This window comes from Streptomyces tibetensis, from assembly GCF_040647715.1.
Classification (GTDB): Bacteria; Actinomycetota; Actinomycetes; order Streptomycetales; family Streptomycetaceae; genus Streptomyces; species Streptomyces tibetensis_A.
Genome location: NZ_JBEZCR010000018.1, coordinates 83,166 through 106,014, shown reverse-complemented (window position 1 = coordinate 106,014; position 22,849 = coordinate 83,166). Strand labels below are relative to the sequence as shown.

At 70.8% G+C, this 22,849-nt stretch carries 21 protein-coding genes and 1 pseudogene; 14 read left to right on the top strand and 8 right to left on the bottom strand.

What is annotated here, in order from left to right:
* Positions 1 to 6: 6 nt before the first annotated feature.
* Positions 7 to 555, bottom strand: a complete 549-nt coding sequence (locus AB0B29_RS35190) for a GNAT family N-acetyltransferase (protein ID WP_362246356.1) — start codon at positions 553 to 555, stop codon at positions 7 to 9.
* 85 nt (positions 556 to 640) lie between these two features.
* On the opposite strand from AB0B29_RS35190, the gene AB0B29_RS35185 reads away from it, so the two are divergent.
* The gene (locus AB0B29_RS35185) at positions 641 to 1,495 is read left to right on the top strand and encodes an alpha/beta hydrolase (RefSeq protein WP_362246354.1); all 855 of its coding nucleotides are present in this window, start codon (positions 641 to 643) and stop codon (positions 1,493 to 1,495) included.
* 316 nt (positions 1,496 to 1,811) lie between these two features.
* Here the strand turns inward: AB0B29_RS35185 and AB0B29_RS35180 are convergent, their stop codons facing one another.
* Positions 1,812 to 2,459 carry a hypothetical protein gene (locus tag AB0B29_RS35180; protein ID WP_362246352.1) on the bottom strand — a complete coding sequence of 216 codons (648 nt, stop codon included), beginning with the start codon at positions 2,457 to 2,459 and terminating at the stop codon, positions 1,812 to 1,814.
* A gap of 284 nt (positions 2,460 to 2,743) precedes the next feature.
* On the opposite strand from AB0B29_RS35180, the gene AB0B29_RS35175 reads away from it, so the two are divergent.
* Positions 2,744 to 2,911 carry a hypothetical protein gene (locus AB0B29_RS35175; protein ID WP_167526659.1) on the top strand — a complete coding sequence of 56 codons (168 nt, stop codon included), beginning with the start codon at positions 2,744 to 2,746 and terminating at the stop codon, positions 2,909 to 2,911.
* A 95-nt stretch (positions 2,912 to 3,006) separates the two neighbouring features.
* On the opposite strand, the gene AB0B29_RS35170 is transcribed toward AB0B29_RS35175, so the two are convergent.
* Positions 3,007 to 4,512, bottom strand: a complete 1,506-nt coding sequence (locus tag AB0B29_RS35170) for an FAD-dependent oxidoreductase (RefSeq protein WP_362246350.1) — start codon at positions 4,510 to 4,512, stop codon at positions 3,007 to 3,009.
* Positions 4,513 to 4,668: 156 nt separating this feature from the next.
* Between AB0B29_RS35170 and AB0B29_RS35165 the strand changes: the two genes are divergently transcribed.
* Positions 4,669 to 5,865 carry a cytochrome P450 gene (locus AB0B29_RS35165; RefSeq protein ID WP_362246348.1) on the top strand — a complete coding sequence of 399 codons (1,197 nt, stop codon included), beginning with the start codon at positions 4,669 to 4,671 and terminating at the stop codon, positions 5,863 to 5,865.
* A 65-nt stretch (positions 5,866 to 5,930) separates the two neighbouring features.
* Here AB0B29_RS35165 and AB0B29_RS35160 read toward each other — a convergent pair whose 3' ends face one another.
* Positions 5,931 to 6,302 (bottom strand): hypothetical protein, encoded by a 372-nt coding sequence (locus AB0B29_RS35160; RefSeq protein WP_362246386.1) that lies wholly within the window; start codon positions 6,300 to 6,302, stop codon positions 5,931 to 5,933.
* A gap of 257 nt (positions 6,303 to 6,559) precedes the next feature.
* Between AB0B29_RS35160 and AB0B29_RS37830 the strand changes: the two genes are divergently transcribed.
* Both AB0B29_RS37830 and AB0B29_RS35150 read left to right on the top strand, forming a co-directional pair.
* Positions 6,560 to 6,871 (top strand): hypothetical protein, encoded by a 312-nt coding sequence (locus AB0B29_RS37830; protein WP_436845955.1) that lies wholly within the window; start codon positions 6,560 to 6,562, stop codon positions 6,869 to 6,871.
* Between the two features lie 134 nt (positions 6,872 to 7,005).
* Positions 7,006 to 7,500 carry a MarR family winged helix-turn-helix transcriptional regulator gene (locus tag AB0B29_RS35150; protein WP_362246384.1) on the top strand — a complete coding sequence of 165 codons (495 nt, stop codon included), beginning with the start codon at positions 7,006 to 7,008 and terminating at the stop codon, positions 7,498 to 7,500.
* 73 nt (positions 7,501 to 7,573) lie between these two features.
* Here AB0B29_RS35150 and AB0B29_RS35145 read toward each other — a convergent pair whose 3' ends face one another.
* Positions 7,574 to 8,920: a jacalin-like lectin gene (locus AB0B29_RS35145; RefSeq protein WP_362246346.1), complete on the bottom strand. Its 1,347-nt coding sequence runs from the start codon at positions 8,918 to 8,920 to the stop codon at positions 7,574 to 7,576.
* A gap of 121 nt (positions 8,921 to 9,041) precedes the next feature.
* On the opposite strand from AB0B29_RS35145, the gene AB0B29_RS35140 reads away from it, so the two are divergent.
* From AB0B29_RS35140 to AB0B29_RS35105, 8 genes and pseudogenes are all read left to right on the top strand, one after another.
* Entirely contained in the window at positions 9,042 to 9,335 is a 294-nt protein-coding gene (locus AB0B29_RS35140; protein WP_362246344.1) for an SDR family NAD(P)-dependent oxidoreductase, read from the top strand.
* A 140-nt stretch (positions 9,336 to 9,475) separates the two neighbouring features.
* Positions 9,476 to 10,093 carry a DsbA family protein gene (locus AB0B29_RS35135; protein ID WP_362246342.1) on the top strand — a complete coding sequence of 206 codons (618 nt, stop codon included), beginning with the start codon at positions 9,476 to 9,478 and terminating at the stop codon, positions 10,091 to 10,093.
* 45 nt (positions 10,094 to 10,138) lie between these two features.
* The gene (locus AB0B29_RS35130) at positions 10,139 to 10,945 is read left to right on the top strand and encodes an MBL fold metallo-hydrolase (RefSeq protein WP_362246340.1); all 807 of its coding nucleotides are present in this window, start codon (positions 10,139 to 10,141) and stop codon (positions 10,943 to 10,945) included.
* A gap of 2 nt (positions 10,946 to 10,947) precedes the next feature.
* On the top strand, positions 10,948 to 11,358 hold the full coding sequence (locus tag AB0B29_RS35125) for a nuclear transport factor 2 family protein (protein WP_362246338.1): 411 nt from the start codon (positions 10,948 to 10,950) through the stop codon (positions 11,356 to 11,358).
* Positions 11,359 to 11,965: 607 nt separating this feature from the next.
* Positions 11,966 to 12,097 (top strand): annotated as a pseudogene (locus tag AB0B29_RS37825) (fumarylacetoacetate hydrolase family protein); the annotation flags it as partial.
* A gap of 83 nt (positions 12,098 to 12,180) precedes the next feature.
* Complete coding sequence (locus AB0B29_RS35115; RefSeq protein ID WP_362246336.1) at positions 12,181 to 13,518, top strand: enolase C-terminal domain-like protein; 1,338 nt, start codon at positions 12,181 to 12,183, stop codon at positions 13,516 to 13,518.
* The gene (locus AB0B29_RS35110) at positions 13,515 to 14,273 is read left to right on the top strand and encodes an SDR family NAD(P)-dependent oxidoreductase (RefSeq protein WP_362246334.1); all 759 of its coding nucleotides are present in this window, start codon (positions 13,515 to 13,517) and stop codon (positions 14,271 to 14,273) included. The genes AB0B29_RS35115 and AB0B29_RS35110 overlap by 4 nt, the downstream gene beginning before the upstream one ends.
* Positions 14,270 to 15,280 carry an aldo/keto reductase gene (locus AB0B29_RS35105; protein WP_362246332.1) on the top strand — a complete coding sequence of 337 codons (1,011 nt, stop codon included), beginning with the start codon at positions 14,270 to 14,272 and terminating at the stop codon, positions 15,278 to 15,280. Before AB0B29_RS35110 ends, AB0B29_RS35105 begins: the two co-directional genes overlap by 4 nt.
* A 207-nt stretch (positions 15,281 to 15,487) precedes the next feature.
* Here AB0B29_RS35105 and AB0B29_RS35100 read toward each other — a convergent pair whose 3' ends face one another.
* The 3 genes from AB0B29_RS35100 to AB0B29_RS35090 are packed head-to-tail and all read right to left on the bottom strand — an operon-like array spanning position 15,488 to position 19,391.
* The gene (locus AB0B29_RS35100) at positions 15,488 to 16,990 is read right to left on the bottom strand and encodes a glycoside hydrolase family 43 protein (protein ID WP_362246330.1); all 1,503 of its coding nucleotides are present in this window, start codon (positions 16,988 to 16,990) and stop codon (positions 15,488 to 15,490) included.
* A gap of 15 nt (positions 16,991 to 17,005) precedes the next feature.
* Entirely contained in the window at positions 17,006 to 19,144 is a 2,139-nt protein-coding gene (locus AB0B29_RS35095; RefSeq protein WP_362246328.1) for an alpha-galactosidase, read from the bottom strand.
* Between the two features lie 28 nt (positions 19,145 to 19,172).
* A complete protein-coding gene (locus tag AB0B29_RS35090) occupies positions 19,173 to 19,391 on the bottom strand; it encodes a hypothetical protein (protein ID WP_362246326.1) in 219 nt (72 codons plus the stop codon).
* Positions 19,392 to 19,595: 204 nt separating this feature from the next.
* On the opposite strand from AB0B29_RS35090, the gene AB0B29_RS35085 reads away from it, so the two are divergent.
* Positions 19,596 to 22,448 (top strand): glycoside hydrolase family 3 C-terminal domain-containing protein, encoded by a 2,853-nt coding sequence (locus AB0B29_RS35085; protein ID WP_362246324.1) that lies wholly within the window; start codon positions 19,596 to 19,598, stop codon positions 22,446 to 22,448.
* Positions 22,449 to 22,849: the final 401 nt, after the last annotated feature.

Below are 22,849 nucleotides of genomic sequence, written 5' to 3'. Positions count from 1 at the left end.
GGCCGCTCAACCGGAGGGCGTGCCCGGGGCCCGCACGCCGAACCACTGCTCGGCGCCGTACTCCTCGAACCGCTGCACCTCGGTGAACCCCTGCTTCACCGCGAGGCGCATCGCCCGCTCGTTGGCGGTCTGGGTGCAGAGCACCACCGGCTCGCCGGGATGCGCGCCGGCGAACCAGCCGAGCGCAGCCGCGCACGCCTCGGCGGCGTAGCCGCATCCCCAGGCTTCCGGCAGCAGCATGTAACCGAGTTCGGCCTCACCGGCCTCCGGCCGGACGTGACCTGGACGCTCCGCGCCACGCCGGTCAAGCGTGACCATGCCGATCATCGCCCCGTCGAGATCGATCACGAAAAGTCCGGCGCGACGCCCGGGCACCTCGGGAACCGTACGCTCGAGCTCGTCACGCGGCCGGGCTCCACCCACGTACGTGCCCACCTCCGGCGACGCGAACAGCTCGATGAACGCCGCACGGTCCCGTGCCTCAGACGCGCGAAGCACGAGTCGTTCGGTCCGTAAGGGGGCGGGCGGCCAGTCGGGGGGCCCGAGTCCAGTCATGGCGGGCAAGCTATCGCAATGAGCCATCGCTTCGGGGTAAATCCCTTTGCGGGCAGCGGTGGCGAACGTCGTACGGTTGCTCCCCATGACCATCGAGGTGCCCTATCAGCCGCTTCCGATCGACCAGTCGGACGTGCGATACGTCCACGGACCCGATTCCACTGCACAACCGGGCGTGCCTGCCGGCGAGACGATCGCGTTCGACTGGAAGGACAGTGAGGTCTACCCGGGAACGTCCCGGAAGTTCTGGGTCCATGTGCCTGCACAGTACGACCCTGCGGCACCGGCATCGTTGATGGTGTTCCAGGACGGATGGTGGTACCTGGACCCCGAAGGGGAGGTACGTGGAGCGATCGTCCTGGACAACCTCGTCCACCGCGGTGACATACCCGTCACCATCGGGGTGTTCGTCGATCCCGGGGTGTTCCCCGACGTCGAGAACTCGAAGAACCGGAACAACGAGTACGACGCCTTCGACGACCGATACGTCACCTTCCTCCTCACCGAGATCATCCCGCGGGTCGCGGAGCGCTATGCCATCGCCCAGTCGCCCGAACAGTGGGGCATCTGCGGCGGCAGCAGCGGCGGCAACTGCGCGTTCACCGCCGCGTGGCTGCGTCCGGACACGTTCCGTCGCGTCATCGGATACCTGTCCAGCTTCGCGCAGATGCCGGGTGGCAATCCCTACCCCGACCTGATCTCCCGCGTTCCCCGCAAGCCGCTGCGCATCTTCATGCAGGGCGGTCACCGCGACCTGCGCTGGAATGAGCCGCAGGGGAACTGGCTGGCCGAGAACCTGCGCGTGGCGGCCGCTCTCGCTGAAGCAGGTTACGACTTCCGTCTCGTCCTGGGGGACGGCGGGCACAGCCCCAACCACGGAGGCGTCCTGCTGCCGGACGCTCTGCGCTGGCTGTGGCAGTCCGACGAAGAGATCCTCTGAACACGGATCGCACGTTCTCGCGTCGAGAGCCGGTGCACGCCTGTTGCCCACTCCTTCGGGCCGAGCCACGGTTCGGCAGGGTGAACGGCACCGTCACGTTGTATGCGGTCGCGACGCCGTCCACCGGGGACCGGTTCGGGTTCGCGGTCATCGATGCGCAACCCGATTCGCCCCGCGGGCAGTTGGCCGGCCATGTGGTCCTCAAGGAGGTGGCCACCGGCCCGCGGGGGGCCTCAGGGCGTTCGACGAGGCAGCCCCATGGGCAGACCCGGCAGCCGTCACGCCGAACCGCACCCCTCCAGGGGCCGTCCTGCCGTCAGCCGTCCGTGGGTTCGGGCTGTGCCCCGGTTTCCGGGGCGGGCTTCCCGCTCTGTGCCGGCGCGCTGTAGAAGACGGACCTGCCCTGCTTGGAGCGCTCGGCCCCGCTCTTGGCCACGAGGCCTTCGAGGGTGACGCGTACGACCTTGGGCGAGATGTCACGGCCGGGGTGGGCCTGGCCGAGCGATGTGGAGATCTCGGCGGCGGAGCGCGGCTCCTTCTGCTCGGCGAGGTGGCGGCGGATGAGCTCGACCAGGGTCAGCTCGGCGGTCTGTGCGGTGTCCGCCTTCCTGGCCGCGGACTTCCGGGCTGTCTTCTTCGCGGGGGCGGCGGTCGACTTGCGTGCCTTCTGCTTCCCGCCGGTCGCGGCGGCGGCCTTCTTCCGTCGCGGAGAGGGCACAGTGGCGCTCTTGGACTCGACTGCGGACCCGGTCTGGGTCTGGGTCTGGGCCTGAGTGATGCCGAGTGCCTGCTGCATGCTGACCAGCACGCTGTGGTCATGTTGGAGAGCGGCGAGCTGCTCCTGCAGGGAGGCGATGTCGGCGGTGATGCGTTCCTGTTCCTTCAGGTTTGCCTCAAGGTCGCCCGTCACCTGGGCGATGTACTGCGATGCCAGTTCGGTGGCGGGAGTTGTTGTCTCGGGCATGGCGCTGATCCTTCACTGTGTACCGCACGTCGTCTTGGTGGGAGATGGTACGGACAAGAGCAGGGCCTTGTTCCCGACGAGCAGCGTCCTTTTGCTCGACGTCAGCACCCGGTTTGCGATATCAGGTGTCAACGGGGCTGTGGACGCCACGAGTTGACACATGCGCTGGGAGTTGCAGCCGCCAGAAGACTTCATCGGCGCCCGCACAGGCGGGCGAACATCCCGGTGTCTGCGCGCGTGCAGGCGGGGCATACGGGCTGCATCCCCTTCGAGAGGAGCTCGTCATGCTCGGCATAGTCGCGGCAGTGTTGTTCTTCCTGGCGTTCCTGATCAACGCGGCTGAGATCAGCACCAACGATGTGTTCTCTTCGACGAACGTCATGTTGCTGGGATTGATGTGCCTGGCTCTGCAGGTGGCAGGCGTCGGTGCCGGCTGGGCCCGCCGACGCTGACCACGCTCCAGCAGGTCCGGTGACCTCTCGCCACCGGACCTGCGCCGGACCTGAAGCCGGCTGGAGGGGCTCGGTACTCGAGGTGCATGTGCCTGCTACATCCCGGTGCCCCCCAGCCCGACCCCCGCCAGGTAGCGGCCGAGGTGCTCAGGGCTGTCGGCAGCCAGACCGATGTGCTGATCCGGGCGGATGAGGAACAGCCCGGTGCCCAGCTCCTGAGCGAGCGGACCGCCCGTCACCTGGTGGGTGCGCAGGCCCACTGCCTCGGGTGGTGGAACACAGTTCACCGCGAGCAGGGTGAAGTCCGGGCCTCTCAGCAGGTCGAAGAGGTTCCCGCAGGCGCCCTCGGTGGTGACGCACGGGAGGTCGGGTGCGCGGTCCCCGGCCTGGAAACCGGTCGGGGAACGGCGCTCCCGCACGTCGGTCGAGAGCTCACTGTCGCGGTAGTGCACCGACAGCAGGTGGCAGACCCGCCCCCGGTAGCGTGCCTGTTCGTCGGTGTCCTGAGGTCTGCGGCCGGCCCGGTACAGGCGCGTGCTGAGGTCCAGCGTGTCCGCCGCGGCGGCCCGGCGCTCGGCTTCGTAACTGTCCAGCAGCGTGTCCGGGGCACGGTGGCCGACGACCTGGCCGAGCTTCCAGCCCAGGTTGTAGGCGTCCTGCACGCCGATGTTCAGCCCCTGACCACCGCCGGGCGGGTGCACGTGCGCGGCGTCCCCCGCGAGGAGGACGCGACCCTGACGGAAGCGTTCGGCCATCGCGGTACGAGGCCGGTAGAACGAGAGCCACCGCACCTCCGTGACGGCGCCGGCGGGCAGATGGGTACGGGCGGCGACCACACGGCGCACGGTCTCGGGCGTCGCGGTGAACTCCTCACCGGTGATCTTGGCGTTCAGCTGGAAGTCGGTGGTTCCGGGCAGCGGGCACAACAGCAGTTCGCCTGCCGGGTCGGGCCAGATGTGCCAGTGATCGCGATCCAGTCCCTCGATGCGTACGTCCGCCACCACGGCCGAGCGCAGCCCGCTCTCCTCACCCTTCATGGCGATGCCCAGGGACTCACGCACCGTGCTGTGGCTGCCGTCGGCGCCCACCAGGTAGAGCGCCGACATCAGGTGACGGCCACCGTCCGAGTGCGTCACCTCGGCCGTCACATGGGTGTCCGTCTGGGTGAGGGACGTGAGCCGGGCGCCGTACGCCAGCGTCCCGCCCAGGTCGAGCAGCCGATCGCGCAGGATCTCCTGTGTGCGCCACTGAGGGACCAGCCACGGCCGCGGGTGCCGTGACGCCGGAGCCTCGGGGGCAGGCCGGATCAGCTGCCACTCGCCCTGACGCTCGCCGTCGCGCCAGGTCTGCATGGGCGGGAAGGGGGAGCCGGCGGCCGTGATCGCCTCGGCGACGCCGAGGTCGTCGAAGGTCTCCAGCGTGCGTGACTGCAGGCTCTTGCCGCGCGAGCCGGCGAAGAGCTGGTCGCCGGCCTCGATGACATGGGTGCGCACACCACGCCTGGCCAGGTCGCAGGCGAGAGTGAGACCGGTGGGGCCGCCGCCGACGACCAGCACGTCCACGGCCGGCTGCTGGAGTGTCGGAGGGGTGGAATCGGACATGTCTCCCCGCTTTCTGCCGTTTGACCGGCACTGGGTGCATGGAGCGGCGCTCTGCCGCACTATGCGAAATGTCCCCCGAGGGCCGGGCGGCCGCGCCCCGGACCCCGCCGCTTCCGCCCACATGGCCGCACCGACCGCACGCGCTCAGGAGTACACATGGCCCCCGTCGCCGCCTGCCCCTTCGACTTCAGCGAGCAACTGGTCTTCGACCCGTCACTCGTACAGCTCATGGCCGGCGGCCCGGTCAGCCGTATCCGACTGCCCTACGGCGAAGCCGACGCGTGGCTGGTCACCAGCTTCGACGGCGTACGCCAGGTGACGACCGACCCGAGGTTCAGCCGGGCCGGCATCGTCGGCCGTGACTACCCCCGGATGACTCCCGAGCCGATCGTCTCCCCGGAGTCGCTCAACGTCATGGACCCGCCGCGCAGCACCCGACTCCGGCATGCCGCCGCCCGGGCCTTCACGCAGAGCGGCGTGAAGCGCATGACGCCGGCCATCGAACAAGTGGCGCACCGACTCGTGGACGAGATGATCGAGCACGGCCCCCCGGCCGACCTGGCCCAGGGTCTGTCCGCGCAGCTGCCCAACCACACCATCTGCGCCTTGCTGGACGTACCCGCCGCGGACCGGCCCCTCATGCTGCGCCACACCCAGCAGATGCTCACGACCGCCCCCGAGGCCAGGCAGGCGGCGGCCGAGGCCAAGCAGTTCCTGCGCGCGTACTTCACCGCGCTCGTCGCGAAGCGCCGGGCGGAAGGGGGCGAGGACCTCATCAACACCATGGCGGCCTGCGAGCAGGGAGAGGAGCCCCTGAGCGACGACGAGCTGGCCGTCCTGGCGCTGACCCTCATCCTCAGCGGCAACGACACGGCGACCTGTCAGATCAGCAACATCGCCTTCACCCTGCTCACCCGCCCCGAGCTGCTGGACCTGCTGAGGCGCAGGCCCGAGCAGCTGCCCCGGCTGCTGGACGAACTCCTGCGGCACATCCCCTTCCGCAAGGGCGTCGGCATCCCGCGTATCGCCCTGGAGGACGTGGAGGTGGAGGGAGTGCTGATCCGCGCGGGTGAGTTCGTCCACGTCTCCTATCTGGCGGCCAATCGGGACCCGGCGGTGTTCGCGGACCCCGACGCGCTGGACGTCGGCCGTTCGCCCCGTCCCCACATGACGTTCGGCTGGGGCAACCACCACTGCATCGCCAGCACGCTCGCGATCGCCGAACTCAGCACCGCGATCGGGGTCCTGTTCGGCCGCCTGCCCGGCCTGCGCCTGGCGGTTCCGGCCGACGCCGTGCGCTGGGACACCCGGACCATCCGGCGCTTCCCGTTGGAGCTGCCCGTGACGTGGTGAGACCACAACCGGGCGACGGATCCGGTTCCGGCCCGTCTGCCCGGTGCAGGCGGGGTGTGCCTTCCTCACGACAGCAGCATGCGCGTCCACGCGATGGCAAGGAAGGTGCAGGTGAGGGCGAACAGGCTCTGCACAACAGCCGTGACGGGCATCCTCAGACGGGCGTGCACGACGGCGCCGGCTGCCGCCACCGCCGGGACGCCCCAGATGACGAACCACGCCAGGACCGGGGTGCCGGAGGAACGCGCGGTGGAAGGGGAGGACGGTGGATGCGTCGTGCCCAAGCCGACGGCGACGAGCAGCAGCGCGGCGACGACGACGATGATCACGTCCGCGACCAGGAGCAGCAGGGCGACGGCGACGTCCACCAGCCGTGACGGACGCTCGTGCCGGGAGGGCGCGAGAGCGTCCTGGTCATCCGTGAGCGGTGAGGCCATGACATGACTGCACCACGGAATGACGTGTTCGACACCTTCGAGGACCTGGAAGGACCCCGCTCTGATCCCCGGCCGACCGCACCTTCTGAAGCACCCACAGCGACCACCGGCCGACCGCGGGGCCAGGACGACCGCTGCGCATCCGCGAGCGATCCCGCCCGGCCCCTGGGCCGCCGGTCAGACGCTGACGATCTGCCATTTCTGGTCGCCTCCACCGGCGATGGGCCACTGGGTGAAAGGGGCGCAGGACAAAGGCCGTGCCGCGTGATGAACGGGTCGGCGTGGGCGGGGTAGCGGTCCACGATCGCCTTCTTGTACGCGTCGCCGTCTTCGCCGAGCAGCTCGCGGGCATCGGCGAGGTAGCGGCGCACGTCCGTGCAGACCTCGGGCCCGGTGGGCAGGCCGTGGCCCGCCAGGATCGTGTCGTGACCGGACTCGGCGTCCAGCGCGTCGACCGCGTGCCGCCGGCGGGTGATGTCGTTGTTGCCCAGGTAGAGGTGGACGTCGTCGTACACGAGGTCCTGCGCGACCAGGACGCCCTGCTCGGGCGCTTGACGAGCAGTTCGTAGGCGGCCTCACCGCCGGAGACGGCCCATGCCGCCGGGCACGTTCCGGCAGGTCCATCGAAACCGGCAGGGGACGCCCGGCGAGGGTGCGGCATGATCGGGAGGACGGGTGCGAAAAGAAGAGGGGTGTGGGAGCCGTGAACGAACAGCCGGAGATCACGACGCCGGGGGAAGCGGCGAACGACGCCCTGGTGCTGGCCTTCGGCCGGTTGCAAGGGGCTGCGAACCGGCTGGAGTACATCCTGGGCCGGGCGCTGGAGACGGAGTGCGGCATCAGCCACCTGATGTTCGAGGTGTTGCTCATCCTGGGGCGGGCGGGGGAGCCCGGACTGTCGATGGGCGCCATCGCCCAGGAACAGGTGCTGACCACGGGAGGGGCCACCCGCCTGGTGGACCGCATGGTGGCGGCCGGTCTGGTCGAGCGGGTGGAGGACCCCGGTGACCGGCGTGCGCGCCTGGTGTGCCTGACCGCGCGAGGGGAGGAGACCACGGTCGCCGCGGCCCGGGCGCACGTGGAGAACATCAAGCGCTACTTCCTGGCGCCCCTGCCGGTCGAGGACCGGGAGCGGTTCGCCGAGAACCTCCGCGTCCTCAGCCACAGTGCGCGGGACATGCTGCCCCGCCTGCCCTGACTGCGGCGACAGCCGGGGGAGGCCGTCGCCGCTGCCGGCATGCCGGGGCCGGGGCCGCCGGCAGTAAAGCGCGTCAGCGCTTGGTGTAGATGAAGCCGAGCTTGTCCACCTCGGCACCGGCACGCCCGTGGAACCCGGCGATCTGCCATCCCGTCGGCGCGCTGCGCGTCACGCAGTCGGACGTGGTGGTTCCGCCGGACAGGCTCCTGCCGAGGTTCGTGGTGAACGTGGCGGAGAAGATCCGGGTGCGGCCGTCCTTCTCACCCCGGCACAGCTGGGCGGAGCTGAGGAACTCCCCGCTGCCCAGGTTCAGTGTCGACACCGTGCCACCGGTTCCGCCGTGACCGACGGCCTTGCCGTTGCCGAGCGTCAAGCCGACACCGTCGACGCGGGTGCCACTGCGCAGCGAGAGGCTGACCGGGCGCGCGCCCGCGGGCACGGCGTCGATGTCGTTGTAGTAGTCGCCGTGCGGCCCGCCGAACTGGTCGCTGAGCTGGAAGTCCGCGGCGCGCGACCAGGAGAAGTCCACCTTGATCGGGTCGTGGTCGGACAGCATGAGCCCGCCGTCGGTGAGAAACTTCGAGTGCTCGTTGTTGTACGAAGTGGCGTTGAGCGAGACGAGTTTGCTGTCGCGGTACAGGACCTTGTCCACGACCTCGCACGTGTTGGGCACGGTGGGGCCCGTCTGGTCGCAGACCAGGGCGTCGCTGCCCTTGGCGGGCGGGGTGCCGCCGCGGATGAGCTCGACCCAGGGATCCGTCAGGCCGTTCGCGGCGGCGAACTCGGCGATGGTGTCGCCGGAACGCGTGTAGCGGGTGTTGGTGTCGCCCATGACGACGACGGCGTTCCCGGCCGAATGGCTCTTGATGAAGGCCGTCAGCTGGTCGAGGTTGTCCGCCCGCGAGGCCAGGTCTCCGGGGTTCGTGCCGGCGTTGGTGTGCAGGTTGTAGAAGTCCACGTACACGCCCTCGGCGAGACGCTGGCGGATGAAGGTGAACCCCTTGGGCGTGAGACAGTCACCCGAGTCGAACTGGCAGGACTTCCAGCGCACCCGCTCGAAGTCGTCGGTGTCGTAGGGGAGTTTCGCCAGGGTGTTGAGGCCGCTGCCGATCCCCGCACCGCCGCTGGTCGGGGTGCGGTAGGCGTGCGCGGTGTCGCCGGCGTAGAGAGAGGCGTGGTAGTTGAAGTCCTCCTGGACGTTGACGATGTCGTACGGCGCTATCCGCCGGCCGATCTCCGTGGTCGCGGGTTCGCGCGGGGTGGGAGCGCTGGAGATGCTCTCCGGCAGGCCCGCGACGTTGTAGGCGAGGACGCTGAAGGAACCGGACGCGGGGTCGGCGGCAGCGGCGGGGGACGTGTTCGTGATGAACCCGCCGATGGCCATCGACGCCACCGCGATGGAGGCTGCAAGTCGGCGCATGAAAACCGGGGCTCCTGACAACGGGGAGTGGGGAGGGGGAACTTACCGTTGGTAACACGCACCGTTGCCGACCACTCGGTTAACCGAGACCGAATCTTGACCGACGGGTCCGGACCAGGCGGTGGGCCGTGTCGGGCGTCAGTGCCGACTGCCGACAGGTGACAGTCCTTCCGCTCCTGACCCCGGCAAGGAATCCGCGGAGGAAGCGGCCGCGGAACGAGGGTTCGGGCGCAGGGGCATCCTCTCCTTCGTCTCCGCGGAACACGGGGGAGGGGTCTTCGGCAGGGTGGCCTACTCCGCGGCCAAGGCCGGACTTCTCGGCTTCGTCCGGGCGCTGGCCCGCGAGCTGGGCCCGCCGGGCGTGACGGTCCTGCGTGACGCCCGGGCTCATCGCGGACCGGGGCGAGATCGGTGATGACCGAGTCGCTCGGCTCGGGTGCCGGCCCGTGTGGTGAGCGACACGTCGTCCTGGAAATATCTGACGTATCAGATACTGTTGAGTCAGGTGAATCGCCCGCACCAGGCGGGTGCCCCACCGTTCTGCCGAGGTCCTCGATGAAGCTCATCTACGTTTTCGACGCCTACTGCGGCTGGTCCCACGGGTTCTCCCGGACCCTCCGGCAGGTGGTCTCGTGGCATCCGGAGCTCGACGTGGACGTCGTCTCCGGCGGCCTGTTCACCGGCCCCCGCCGCGTGCCGATCCGTGAGTTCGGATACGTCCAGGGCACGAACGCCAAGATCGCCGAGCTGACCGGCGCCGAGTTCGGCGAGGCGTACGACCGGCTGATCGCCGACGGTTCGTTCGTGATGGACTCCGAGGCCGCCGCACGAGGCATCGCCGCCCTGCGCCATGTCGCACCCACGGGGGACGTCGAGCCGGCCATCGCACTCCAGCGAGCCTTCTACGTCGACGGCCTCAGCCTCTCCGACCCGGCGACGTACCGGAAGGTCGCCGAGGAGACCGGCCTGGACGCCGACGCCGTGATCGCCGCCCTCGAGGCACCACGGGCCCAGGAGGCGGCCCAGGCCGACTTCCGCCGGGCCGCCGCCCTGGGAGTCACCGGCTTTCCCACGCTCCTCGCCGTCGACGGTGACCGAACCACCCCGCTGGCCTACGGGAACGCCACCGCGACCGAGGTCGAACAGCGGCTCTCGTCCCTCACCGCCCACTGAGCTTCCCCCCCGTCCCCAACCGGCCCACACCGCAAGGAACCCGCAATGAGCGCTCTCTCCTTCAAGGTCCTCGACCTCGACTTCCCCGTCGGCAGCAAGAACAAGACCGCCACCCTCGTCACCGGCGAGAACGAGGCGCTCCTCGTGGACGCCGCGTTCACCCGCGCCGACGGTCACCGCCTGGCCGCCGAGATCCTCGACTCCGGCAAGAAGCTGACCACCGTCTTCGTCAGCCACGGCGACCCCGACTTCTACTTCGGCGCCGAGGTCCTCGCCGACGCCTTCCCGGAGGCGAGGTTCGTCGCCACCCCGATCGTCATCGCGCACATCCGGCACTCCTACGAGGGCAAGCTCGAGGCATGGGCGGCCGTGGGCGAGAACCTGCCGACCCGCCTCGTCGACCTGGAGCCCCTGACCGGCGACCTCACCCTCGAAGGAAACCGTTTCGAGCTCAAGGGCGGCCCCGCCGATCTCCCCGACCGGCACTACCTGTGGCAGGCAGAGCACCGCGCGATCCTGGGTGGCGTGCTGCTCTTCCAGCAGGAGCACGTCTGGGTCGCCGACACCCCCACCCCCGGTGACCGAACCGCGTGGATCGGCCTCCTCGACGAGATGGCCGCCCTGCAGCCGGAGCTCGTCGTCCCCGGACACCGCCTGCCCGGCGCTCCCGTCGACGCCACGGCCATCACCGCCACCCGCGAGTACCTCGTGGCCTTCGAGGACGAGCTCGGCAAGGCGGCCGACGGCGCCGCGCTGACCGACGCCCTCGTCAAGCGCTACCCCGACAACGGCATGCTGATCGCCGCCCAGATCGGCGCGAAGGTCGCCAAGGGTGAAATGAAGTGGGGCTGACGATGAGCGCGTTCACCACCTCCACCGCCCCCGCGGACGTCGTACGCCGCCAGTACCTGGCCTCCGCGGCCGGTGACCTGGCCGCACTGCGTGCCACGCTCGCCCCCGACGTGGAGTGGACGGAGATGGCCGGCTTCCCCCTCGCCGGCACCTACCGCACCCCCGAGGGTGTCACCGCCAACGTGATGGAGAAACTCGGCCAGGACTGGGACGGTTGGGCGGCCCACGACGACACCTACGTCGTCGACGGCGAGAACGTCGTCGTTCTCGCCCGCTACACCGCGACCCACAAGGGCACGGGAAAGCCGATCGACGTCCGGGTGGCTCATCACTTCGTGGTGCGCGGCGGCCTGATCGTCCGCTTCGAACAGTTCACCGACACCGCGCTCGTCCGCGATGCCATGATCTCGTGAGGACCTTGCGCTGAACCCGGCCGTCGGGCTGGTCCACGGCGCCATGCACACCCCGTGGATCTTCGACGTGCAGGCGGGGGCACGGGCCGCAACCGGCGACTGACGTCGACAGGCCCCAACGGCGGGTTCCCGGTGTCCACGGAGGCGGGGAACCCGCCTTCACTCATGTGGCCGGACGACCGGTACGGCCCACAGCGGTACTGGGAGCAGCTGGGAGGCGGAGGAGCATTCCTCCGATGTATGGCGGGGCGTCGAAGACGTCACGCCGGGGTTGCCGACGCTGACAGGACTCCGGCCCACCCGCAGGCCACCCCGATGCGGGGCATGAACAAGGTCTGCCCCCCCGCTCCGGTCCAGGCCCGTCAGGCCTGTACGAGCCCCGTCCAGGTGTTCCGCCTCGATCAAGCTGGCCACCGGTGCGGAGGAAAAACATCCGAGGCGTCCGTTGCCAGCGGGTTTCCCTTGCACCTACAGTCCCGTTGTAGCCACACGTCCGATCACTGGGAGAGCGCGGACCAGGCCGTCGTCTCCGTCCACGAACCGCCCAGGGCAGGGGAAAACCGCAGTGAAACTGCTGAGAGTCGGCGCCACCGGCGAAGTGCGCCCAGCCGTCAGCCATGACGTCTCGGCGCGGGAGTTCCAGCTGGAGTACTCCTCGCAGTGGGACCTCGGCAAGTCCTGCGACACCTTCAACCCGCTCGGCCCGTGTCCGGTCACCGCGGACGAGGTCGGCGATCCGCCGCCCGGGCGACACCGTCGCACTCTCCGTCGACCGGCTCGGCAGCCAGGGCCAGACCTCCGGCCAAGCGTGAAGGGACGCCCGTGACCTCCACCGCAGCCCGGATCACCGCCCTCGACACGTACGACATCCGCTTCCCCACCTCGCGGGAACTGGACGGCTCCGACGCGATGAACCCGGATCCCGACTACTCCGCCGCCTACGTGGTGCTGCGCACCGACACCGCAGACGCTCCGGAAGGCCACGGTTTCACCTTCACCATCGGACGCGGCAACGACGTGCAGGTCGCCGCGATCAACGCCCTGCGGCACCATGTCGTGGGACGTTCCGTCGCGGAGCTCTGCGACGACCCGGGCTCACTCAGCCGCGACCTGATCGGCGACAGCCAACTCCGCTGGCTCGGCCCCGAGAAGGGCGTGATGCACATGGCCATCGGCGCCGTGGTCAACGCCGTGTGGGACCTGACCGCCAAGCGCGCCGGACAGCCGCTGTGGCGCCTGCTCGCCCACGCCGAACCCGAGTGGCTCGTCTCCCAGGTCGACTTCCGGTACCTCACCGACGCCCTCACCCCCGACGAGGCCCTCGCCCTCCTGCGCCAGGGCCGTGCGGGGCTCGCCGACCGCGAGGTGACCCTGCTGGAGCGCGGCTACCCGGGCTACACCACGTCCCCGGGCTGGCTCGGATACCCGGACGACAAGCTCACCCGGCTGGCCCGGCAGGCGGTCGACGACGGGTTCACCCAGATCAAGCTCAAGGTCGGCGCGGACCTCGGCGACGACATCCGGCGCCTGCGCGCCGCCCGCGCGGCCGTCGGCGACGGCATCCGCATCGCCGTCGACGCCAACCAGCGGTGGGGAGTGGACGAGGCGATCCAATGGGTCAGCGCGCTCGCCGAGTTCCAGCCGTACTGGATCGAGGAGCCCACCAGCCCCGACGACATCCTCGGGCATGCCGCCGTACGCCGGGCGGTCGGCCCCGTCAAGGTCGCCACCGGCGAACACGTGCACAACCGAGTCGTCTTCAAGCAGCTCCTCCAGGCCGGTGCCATCGACGTGCTGCAGATCGACGCGGCCCGGGTCGGCGGGGTGAACGAGAACCTGGCGATCCTGCTGCTCGCCGCGAAGTTCGGGGTGCCGGTGTGTCCGCACGCCGGCGGCGTGGGACTGTGCGAGCTGGTGCAGCACCTGTCCATGTTCGATTACCTCGCCCTGTCCGGCACCACCGACGACCGGGTCATCGAGTACGTCGACCACCTCCACCAGCACTTCGACGCGCCCGTCGTCATGCGGGACGGGCACTACACAGCACCCCTCGACCCGGGCTTCTCCGCCACCATGCGCGAGGAGTCCATCGCCGCCTACCACTTCCCGGACGGAACCTTCTGGGTCGCCGACCGCGACCGGCAGGAGAGTGACACATGAGCGAACTGTCAGGACTCAGCGCCCTCGTCACCGGCGGCGCGTCCGGCATCGGACTCGCCACCGCACGCGCCCTGGCCGAGCGGGGCGCGACGGTGGCCGTGCTCGACCTCGAACCGTCCGGGGTGCCCGAACCGCTGTACCCCGTCAAGGCCGACGTCCGGGACGACACGTCGGTACGCCTCGCCGTGGACGAAGCGGCCGCGCACCTCGGCGGCCTCGACATCCTCGTCAACAACGCCGGCGCCGGAGCCATCGGCACCATCGAGGACAACCCCGACGAAGAGTGGCACCGCGTCATGGACGTCAACGTCCTCGGCATCGTGCGCACCACCCGCGCCGCCCTGCCGCATCTGCGAGGCTCGGCGCACGCGGCGATCGTCAACACCTGTTCGATCGGCGCCACCGCGGGCCTCCCGCAGCGCGCCCTCTACTGCGCCAGCAAGGGCGCGGTCCTGTCGCTGACCCTCGCCATGGCCGCCGACCACGTCCGCGAAGGCATCCGCGTCAACTGCGTCAACCCCGGCACCACCGACACCCCCTGGGTGGCGCGGCTCCTGGACGCCGCAGACGATCCCCACGCCGAACGAACCGCGCTGAACGCCCGTCAGCCGATGGGGCGCCTGATCACCGCCGACGAGGTCGCCGCCGCCATCGTCTACCTGGCGTCTCCGGCCGCCGCTTCCGTGACCGGTACGGCCCTCGCCGTCGACGGCGGCATGCAGGGGCTCAGGCTCCGCCCGGCGGCCGGCTCATGAAGACGGCGACCCTGGGCAGCACCGGTGTCCGGGTCACCGAGCTGTCGTTCGGGGGCGCGGGGATCGGCAACCTCTACCGCCCGATCACCGACGAGGCGGCCCTCGCAGCGGTGGACGCGGCCTGGGACGCGGGCATCCGCACCTTCGACACCGCGCCCCACTACGGGCTGGGCCTGTCCGAGCGCCGAATGGGCGCGGCGCTGCGTGACCGCCCCCGGGACACGTACACCGTGTCCACCAAGGTCGGCCGCCTGCTGGAGCCGGCCCCGCAGGGAGGCAGGGGAGACGACCTGGCGCACGGTTTCGCCGTGTCCGACACCCACCGGCGCATCTGGGACTTCAGCGCCGACGGGGTGCTGCGCTCCCTGGAGGCGAGCCTGGAACGTCTGGGTCTCGACCGCGTCGACGTGGCCCTGCTCCACGACCCCGACGACCACGCCGACCAGGCGTTGCGCGAGGCGTATCCGGCGTTGGAGCGGCTGCGCGCCGAAGGTGTGATCGGGGCGATCGGCGTCGGGATGAACCAGTGCGCGCTGCCCGCACGCTTCCTGCGGGAGACCGGCATCGACGTCGTCCTGCTCGCCGGCCGCTACACGCTGCTCGAACAGGAGGGCCTCGCCGAGGTGCTGCCTGAGGCCGCCGCTCGCGGCAGGAGCGTCATCATCGGTGGGGTGCTCAACTCGGGGCTGCTGATCGCCCCCGAGCCCGGCGCGATGTACGACTACGCACCTGTGCCGCAGCCGGTGCTCGACCGTGCCCTGCGGCTGAAGGCCGTCGCCGAACGTCACGGCGTGCCGCTGCGCAGCGCAGCCCTGCACTTCCCCTACGGCCATCCCGCTGTCGCGAGCGTCCTGACCGGGGCCCGCTCCGCCGAGGAGGTGCGCGACACCGTGGACCAGCTGCGGCACCCGGTCCCGCCCGCGCTCTGGGACGAACTGCGCGCCGAGGGACTGCTGGCCCCGGACACGCCGACCCCCGCGGGCAGGCCGTCGCAGAAGTCGCCATGAGGGGCGCTCCGCGCCTGGCGTGGGCAGCGGTGGTCAGCTGACGGGTTCCGCACGAGAGGCAGGCGGCCGGGGCCGCGGCTGCGGGGACCGGTGAGGTGCTGCGTTTCTCTGCATCTTTCACCCTTCTCCGTCGACCGGGCGGGGACCCGTCCTTCGGGGAGGGTGTCGGATCGCCGCGGGACGGCGACCGGCGGCGAGCGGCGCCGGTCAGGAGCCCTGGGGGGTGTAGTCGAACCAGTCGAAGTGGACCGTGCCGGAGGCGGCGTACATGCCGATGACCCGTCCGGTGAAACCGCCGGCCACCTCGGTCGACAGGTAACGGCCGTCCAGCGTGCCGAGTTCGGCGAAGGTGCCGTCCGTTTCCTCGACGCCGAAGGTGAGGGCGTCGGGACCGGTGCGGGGGCCCAGGTCGGGGGCCTTGGCGACACGGACGCCCAGCACCACGGGGCCGGCCGGCGTCGGCCGGGAGGCCAGCACCGAGCGCAGGGGCCCTACCCGGGCGAGCACCCGGACCTGTCCCGCGGACGCTTCGATCTCGTAGTGGTGCGTGTCGTCCAGGCGGACGGCGAGCCCGCCGCGTCCCTGCTCCGCGTCGACGCGGGTGCGTGCCTCGCACGCCAGGTGCTGCTGGCGGCGGCCGACGAACACGGCATCCGGCTCGTCCAGGGAGTCACCGCGGGCACGCAGGGTCAGCCAGCCGGAGCGCTCCTTGGTGGTGCAGTGCTCCGGCGAGCGGTCACGCGGGGAGACCCACTGCGGCCTCAGATCGCTGAGGTCGAAGTCGTCCCTGACGGGCTCGGCCGGTCCCGGGACCAACGGCCACGCGAGTGTGGGCAGTTCGGACGGCACCTCGCCGACCACGGGCCAGCCGTCCACCCACTCCACCGGCACCAGGAAGGTCTCCCGGCCCAGCACGTGCCAGCCCGGCGTTCCGCCGCGCGGCCGGACGGCCAGCAGCACCATCCACCACGAGCCGTCGGGCGCCTGGACGAGGTCCGCGTGCCCGGTGTTCTGGATCGGGCGATGGGTACCCCGGTGGGTCAGCACCGGGTTGTGCGGACAGGGCTCGAACGGTCCCGAGGGAGACGTGCCGCGGGCGATCGCGACTGCGTGGCCGCGCTCGGTGCCGCCCTCGGCGATGAGGAGGTACCAGTAGTCACCGATGCGGTACAGGTGCGGTGCCTCGGGGGCCATCGCGCCGGGAGTGCCCGACCAGACCTTGTGCGGCTCTCCGAGCGTTGCTCCCGTGGAGGGGTCGATGCGCACCTGGGAGACTCCGGCGACCGTGCACCAGCAGGTGCCGTCCTCGTCCCAGGCGAGGTCCGGGTCGATGCCGGGGACGCCGGGCAGCGGTATCGGATCGGACCAGGGGCCCGCCGCGTCGGTCGCCGTGAAGAGCATGTTGCCGCCCCCGGCGACGTTGGTGACGATCAACCAGAAGCGGCCGTCGTGATGGCGCAGGGTGGGCGCGTAGATACCTGCCGAGGACGGCAGCTCCGGCGGCAGCCACAACTGGCTCGGCCGGTCCAGGGCGTTGCCGATCTGGGTCCAGTGCACCAGGTCGCGGCTGTGGAAGACGGGGATGCCGGGAAAGTACTCGAAGCTGGAGCAAACTACGTAGTAGTCGCCGCCGACCCGGCAGATGCTGGGGTCGGGGTGGAAACCGGGGATCACGGGGTTGCGCACGGCGGCTCCCTGATTCTCTGTCACGTGGTCGGATCCTGTTCATCGGCGGGTTGTCGTTGCGTGGTCGAGGCGGAGCAGCACCGCCGACGGAGCCGTGGGCAGCGTCAGCGTGAGATCGGCGGTGCCCGGGTTCCAGGTGGCTTCGGCCCGGCTCGAGGCGGGATACAGCACGTCGAGGCGGGTCGTGCGGCTTCGCAGGTGCGGCAGGGCGAGCGAGGTGGTGGTCTGCGCGCCGGGGCGGCGCCAGACGGTGACGTAGGTGGTGTCGGGGGTGTGCAGGGCCAGCGCGAGCCATGGGTCGTCCCAGGCCGGCAGCCCGAGCGGCCAGGCGGGGACGGCGTGGGCGAGGTCGGCGCGGATGGCTTTGTACGTGCCGACGGCCTCGTGGACCAGGGCGCGGGCATCCGGGCGCAGGTCAGGCAGCAGACCGGAGAGATGGATACGGCCGAGGAGTGCGTTGGCCATGGTGAACGCCACCTCGTCCTGGGAGTCCGTCGGCAGCGGGTAGGCCCAGACGGCGCCCTGTTCCGGGGTGACGGCCGTGGGCGCGGAGGCGGCGATCGGCGCGTACAGTCGGAGGTTCTGCTGGTCGCTGGTGGACTGCACCTGCATCCGGGACAGCAGTGCGTAGTCCCAGCGCATGCCGCCGGACGAGCAGTTCTCCACCACCAGGTGCGGATGGCGGTCCAGGATGCCGTCGAGCCAGTCGAGGTGCGCGCGGTTGTGCCCGAGCAGACCGGCGCCCGGGGTCTCCCCGGGGTGGGCACTGGTGCCGGAGCCCGGGTCGATGTTGTGGTCGAGTTTGAGGTAGCCGACGCCCCACTCGCCGACCAGTCGGTCCACGACCTGGTCCAGGTGGGCGCGGGCGGCGGGATGACGCAGATCCAGGTGATGGCGGCCGGTCTCGGTGACGCGTACGCCGTCGCGGCGGAAGAACGCCTCGTCCGGGAGGGACGTGGCCATGGCGCTACGGACCCCGATCACCTCCGGCTCGAGCCACAGACCGGGCACCATGCCCCGCTCCCGGATGCGGTCCAGGACCTCGTGGATCCCGCGCTCGCCGGGGAAACGCGAGGCGGCGGGCTCCCAGGCGCCGACGCTGTCCCACCAACCGCCGTCGTCGCCGTCGTACCAGCCGGCGTCGATGACGAAGTACTCCGCGCCCGCCTCGGCGGCCGCGTCGATCAGCGGCAGCAGCTTCTCCGTGGTGGGGTCGCCCATGAGGCAGTTCATGTAGTCGTTGAAGATGACGGGGAGTTGCTCGTGGTCCGGGTGCGGGCGGCGGATCGCGCGGCGGTAGCGGGTGAGAGCGGCGAAGGCCTCGTCCGGGCCGCCGTCGTCGCTGAAGGCGAGGGCCACCGGTACGGTGGAGAACCCGGCCCCCGGCTCCAGCGGGTGCCGCCAGCCGTGGTGGGTGTCGTTCGGGCCGAACAGGGCCAGATAGGCCAGCGTGTCGCGTTCGCCGCACTCCCAGTGCCAGCCGCCGCCGTTGTGCTCGATCTGCCACACCCAGGTGCGCCCGGTCCGGCGGTCCGCCAGGCCGCCCATGGGCAGGCGGCCGCAGCTGGACCACACCCCCCGCCCGGTCAGCGTGAACTCGCCCTTGCCGTTGTCGTAGACGACGCGATCGCCCAGGGCCGGTGAGGTCACCCGCATCGGTCGTCGCTGCCACCGGCATTCGGCGACCCAGTCGTTCTCGGCCCACAGCAGGTCCGCCGCCTCGATGGCCTCCGGCCCGTCGGCGAGGCTGCCCACGACGAGGGAGGAGACCGACTCCAGGTGGAGGGTGGCCTCCCCGTCGTTGCGCAGGGCCACTTCGGCGCGCAGCACGGGCACGCCCTCCGGTGAGCGGTAGGTGACCTCCGCGGCGAGACCGGACTCGGGGTCGTGCAGTTTGACCGTGAGCACGAGCCACTCGCCGTCGCGGGTCACGCGGTGCTCGCGGTACCGCAGACGCGCGCCGAGGGAGGTGTCGATGAGGCGTCCGCCCGACCAGGTGCGGCCGTGGCCCGCGGCCGTCACCTCCACCAGGGGCAGTGAAGGCCAGTTGCGCCGCCCGGGAGGCGTGCCGCCGGGGCGGCCGATCCGCGTGAGGCGTGCGATGCCGTCCTCGGCGACGCCGATCTCGACCTCCAGGGACCGATGGCCCCACCGGAGGATCTTCGGTGCGCTGGTCATGGTTGCCTTTCCGACAGCTCGGCAGGGTTCAGGCGATGCGGAGCACGACGCAGCCGCCGGGCGGCAGTTCGGACACCGGAGCGTCCGTGAGCAGGCCGTGGGCGGGCTCTGGCAGTGGCACGGGTTCGGTGCGGTGGTTGATCAGGAAGCGCCGGCGTCGGCCGTCCGACCGTGACGCCGGCGTCCCACAGAGCGCGGTGGGCGCGGCCGAGTGCCGCGTGGTGGTCGAGATCTTCTGCGGTTCCACTCGTCACTCATGAGCGGCCCTTCCCCCTCGCAGTGTCGAAGCGCTTCACTTGGCGGCGAACGTTAATGACAGGTTTCTCGCGAAACAAGAGGCCGATCCCCAAGGAAGTTACTTTCCTCCGGCGCATTGACAGCCCGCGAAGCCGGTGGCAGCGTCGAAGCGCTTCAACAATCCAAAAGCGGACTGCTTCTAGGGGTTCATCTCGTGAGTTCTCCGTACCTGACCGCCGCCGAACGGCTCCCGTTCCGCGACCCCGCGCTGCCAGTGTCGAAGCGCGTCGACGACTTGCTCGGGCGGCTCACACTCGATGAGCGGATCGGGCTCCTGCATCAGTTCACCCCGGCTGTCGAGCGCCTCGGCGTCGCCGCGTTCCGCACCGGCACGGAGGCGCTGCACGGCGTGTCCTGGCTCGGCGAAGCGACCGTCTTTCCGCAGGCGGTCGGGCTCGGCGCGACCTGGGACGAGGACCTGGTGGGCGAGGTGGCCCAGGCCGTATCGGTCGAACTGCGCGCCTTCCACCGGCACCGCCCGACCGCCAACGGCGTCGGCACCAACAGCCTCCAGGCATGGGCACCCGTGCTGAACCTGCTGCGGGACCCGCGCTGGGGCCGCAACGAGGAGGGCTATTCAGAGGACCCGGAACACACCGCACGGCTCGGCACGGCCTACTGCCGGGGGCTCGCCGGCGACCACCCCACATACCTGCGAGCCGCTCCGGTGCTCAAACACTTCCTCGCCTACAACAACGAGGACGACCGCTGCGTCACCTCCTCCGGCGTGCGCCCCCGCGTGCTCCAGGAGTACGACCTGGCCGCCTTCCGGCCCGCTGTCGCCTCGGGCGCGGCCACCGGCGCGATGGCCGCGTACAACCTCGTCAACGGCCGCCCCTGCCACGTCAGTCCACTCCTGAGGACACAGCTGCGCGAGTGGGCCGTGCCGACCGGACACGAGCTCTTCGTGGTCAGCGACGCCGAGGCGCCGTCCAACCTCGTCGACCCGGAGCACTACTTCGCCGACCACCCCGAGGGGCACGCCGCGGCGCTGAAGGCCGGCATCGACAGCTTCACCGACCAGAACCAGGACAGTTCCACCGTGACCGGCCGCTTGCGGGAGGCCCTGGAACGCGGCCTGATCGACGAGACGGACATCGATCGCGCAGCCCGCCGCCACCTGCAACTCCGCTTCCGTCTGGGCGAGTTCGACCCCGACCTGGACCCGTACGCCCACATCGGCCCGGAGGTGATCGACTGCCCCGACCACCGCGCCCTCGCCCGGCGCGCCGCCACCGAGTCGGTGGTACTGCTCAAGAACGACGGTCTGCTGCCCCTCCGGACGGAGCGGTCCCCCCGCATCGCCGTCATCGGCCCGCACGCCGACAGCGTGTACGAGGACTGGTACAGCGGCACCCTGCCCTACCGGGCAGGCATCGCGTCCGGGCTGCGTGCCGCCGCGGCGGACGTCGTCACCGTCGAGGGAGCCGACCGCATCGCCCTGCGCTCGCACACCACGGGCGCACCGCTCGGCGGGACCACGTTCGACGTCCAGGACTGGGGCGGCGGCGCGCTCACGCTGCGCGATACCGGCACCGGCCGCTACCTCACCCGCAAGGACGACGACGCACTCCTTCCGGGGCCCACGGTCATCAAGAGCTGGTTCGTCAACGAAACGTTCCAACTGGAGCCCGATCCGCTCGGCGACGCCGACACCGTTCTCCTGCGCAACATCCACACCGGCCGCTACGCCGCGGTCGACCCCGCGGACGGCCACGTCGCCGCCACCGCCGAGACCCCTCACCAGGCCGAGCGCTGGCAGCGCGAGCTGCTGCGGGACGGCACGGCCGAGGCCCGAGCCGCCGCCGAGGCGGCCGACGTGGCGATCGTCGTCCTCGGCAACCACCCGCTCATCGGCGGCCGCGAGACCGAGGACCGCGCGGGCATCGCACTGCCCGCGGGTCAAGAGGCGCTCTTGCGCGCGGTCGCCGAAGTCCGCCCCGAGACCGCGCTGGTCGTCATGAGCAGCTACCCCTACGCCCTCGACTGGGCCGACGAACACCTGCCCGCCGTGATGTGGACGTCTCACGGCGGGCAGGAAACAGGCACGGCACTGGCCGCCGTCCTGCAGGGAGAGGCCGATCCCGCCGGGCGCCTGCCGCAGACCTGGTACCGGGGCGACGACGAGCTCCCCCACCCCCTCGACTACGACATCATCAAGGCGGGCTGGACCTACCAGTACCACCGGGCCGCACCCCGCTACGCCTTCGGACACGGCCTGTCCTACACGGAGTTCACCCCCAGCGACCTGCGACTGTCCGCCGCGGAAATGGCGGGGGACGGAGCGCTCGACGTCTCGCTGACCCTGACGAACACCGGCGACCGCGCCGGAAGCGAGGTGGTGCAGCTCTACGTCCGGGCGCTCGACGCACGCTACGAGGCGCCGAGGCTGCGGCTCGCCGACTTCCGCAAGGTAAGGCTCGAACCCGGGGCGAGGCGGGAGCTGGTCTTCCGGCTGCCCGCGGACCGGTTCGCGCACTGGGACGTCGCCACCGGCGCCTTCGCCGTGGACCCCGGCGCCTACGAGGTCCTCGTCGCACGGTCCGCCGAAGACGTTGTCCTGACCGCGCCGTTGACGGTGACCGGCGCGCCCCCCGCACCCCGCACGGTGGTCGGCCGGCGCAGCCTGGCGGTCGACTTCGACGATTACACCGCCCTCGCCCTGGTCGACGCCGACCGCGCCGAGGGCGACGCCGTCGCCCCGGCCGGCCCCACCCGACCCGCCACCCTGTTGTTCCGTCGCGCCGATCTGACCGGCGCGGCCCGGTTCGAGGCACAGGTCGCGCGGGTGGACGCCGGCGGGGGAGAGGCACGGCTGGAGATCCTGGCCGCAGACCGGCCGGTGGCCGAACTCGCCGTACCGGTCACCGGGGGCCCCTACATCTGGACCACCGTGGCGGCCGACGTGACGGCACCCGTCGACGGCGTCCACGACCTGCGCCTGATCCTGCACGGCGACTTCCGCCTCTCCTCCTTCTCCTTCGACTCGTCCCGGGACGGGGCCTGAACAGCGCGGGCACTGATGGCCGCTGACGATGTCCCCCAGTCCCTCGTGACGACGTGGAACGGCTCAACGACCACGACGTGGCCCTCCACCGGGATTGATCGCGGCCACCGGCAACGCCACCCTCGCCATGGCCTCCACCAGCCGCTGCGAAGCCCGGACGACCTGCTGACGGTCCTCGGATGCCTGTGGGGCGGAGCCTGCTGCTCCGCCGGCTCCGCCCCGCAGGGTTCCTCGGCTCCTTCAGTTTCCGGACCCACCTGTGTCGGTGAGCTGTCAGTCCACGTTCACGACCTTCGCCCTGCCCAAGACGGCCGGGTGAAGGCATTCAGGGTGCTCGACGAGCAAGAGGGCAGGGCCGACATCGCCGAGGTCCGGCTGCTGAGGTCCACCCCTTCCCCGAG

What these genes read in the sequence shown, in the direction of transcription:
- AB0B29_RS35190 (WP_362246356.1), bottom strand. Translation starts at nt 555, where the DNA reads ATGACTGGACTCGGGCCCCCCGACTGGCCGCCCGCCCCCTTACGGACC.
- AB0B29_RS35180 (WP_362246352.1), bottom strand. Translation starts at nt 2,459, where the DNA reads ATGCCCGAGACAACAACTCCCGCCACCGAACTGGCATCGCAGTACATC.
- AB0B29_RS35170 (WP_362246350.1), bottom strand. Translation starts at nt 4,512, where the DNA reads ATGTCCGATTCCACCCCTCCGACACTCCAGCAGCCGGCCGTGGACGTG.
- AB0B29_RS35160 (WP_362246386.1), bottom strand. Translation starts at nt 6,302, where the DNA reads ATGGCCTCACCGCTCACGGATGACCAGGACGCTCTCGCGCCCTCCCGG.
- AB0B29_RS35110 (WP_362246334.1), top strand. Translation starts at nt 13,515, where the DNA reads ATGAGCGAACTGTCAGGACTCAGCGCCCTCGTCACCGGCGGCGCGTCC.
- AB0B29_RS35165 (WP_362246348.1), top strand. Translation starts at nt 4,669, where the DNA reads ATGGCCCCCGTCGCCGCCTGCCCCTTCGACTTCAGCGAGCAACTGGTC.
- AB0B29_RS35145 (WP_362246346.1), bottom strand. Translation starts at nt 8,920, where the DNA reads ATGCGCCGACTTGCAGCCTCCATCGCGGTGGCGTCGATGGCCATCGGC.
- AB0B29_RS35125 (WP_362246338.1), top strand. Translation starts at nt 10,948, where the DNA reads ATGAGCGCGTTCACCACCTCCACCGCCCCCGCGGACGTCGTACGCCGC.
- AB0B29_RS35135 (WP_362246342.1), top strand. Translation starts at nt 9,476, where the DNA reads ATGAAGCTCATCTACGTTTTCGACGCCTACTGCGGCTGGTCCCACGGG.
- AB0B29_RS35105 (WP_362246332.1), top strand. Translation starts at nt 14,270, where the DNA reads ATGAAGACGGCGACCCTGGGCAGCACCGGTGTCCGGGTCACCGAGCTG.
- AB0B29_RS35185 (WP_362246354.1), top strand. Translation starts at nt 641, where the DNA reads ATGACCATCGAGGTGCCCTATCAGCCGCTTCCGATCGACCAGTCGGAC.
- AB0B29_RS35095 (WP_362246328.1), bottom strand. Translation starts at nt 19,144, where the DNA reads ATGACCAGCGCACCGAAGATCCTCCGGTGGGGCCATCGGTCCCTGGAG.
- AB0B29_RS35175 (WP_167526659.1), top strand. Translation starts at nt 2,744, where the DNA reads ATGCTCGGCATAGTCGCGGCAGTGTTGTTCTTCCTGGCGTTCCTGATC.
- AB0B29_RS35130 (WP_362246340.1), top strand. Translation starts at nt 10,139, where the DNA reads ATGAGCGCTCTCTCCTTCAAGGTCCTCGACCTCGACTTCCCCGTCGGC.